Here is a 388-nt window from a genome sequence, read left to right as displayed (position 1 = left end):
CTATAACAACATCTTTAGGATCAGAGGTCTCCGACTGAATCACCACTGTTTTCAGGGGAGATGTCCCTGGATGATGGGGGATGGAAATCTGTTCTTTATAAACACCGGGCTTCACATTAAAAACTACAGCTTTCCAAATGCCACCTCTGTAAAGTGCGTCTAGTGCTGCAGTAAAAGATAAAGAATCAGCATTGGCATGCCCTATAGTGTAAATACCCGCAAGCGCAGCATACAGATCGTTGACCTGCATCTTATCGTTTCGGGCATCATCGTCTACTGACCCACCGTTAGGCGCAGTAGTCCATGCTTTTACCACATATTTAATCCCAGACTTGAAGTGGACCTTCCCCATAACAAGGGTCACAGAATCCTGCGGTGACAAATTGCC

Annotated in this window: 1 protein-coding gene; it reads right to left on the bottom strand. The window is 45.9% G+C overall.

Annotated features, from left to right (window positions below; all coding sequences use genetic code 11):
• A partial coding sequence (locus D7Y13_RS45560) for a hypothetical protein (RefSeq protein ID WP_208734766.1) occupies positions 1-250 on the bottom strand: 250 nt, incomplete at its 3' end.
• Positions 251-388 lie beyond the last annotated feature (138 nt).

Source organism: Corallococcus praedator, assembly GCF_003612125.1.
Taxonomy (GTDB): Bacteria; Myxococcota; Myxococcia; order Myxococcales; family Myxococcaceae; genus Corallococcus; species Corallococcus praedator.
Note: the sequence above shows the minus strand (reverse complement) of the source record. Positions and strands in the feature narration are given on the sequence as shown.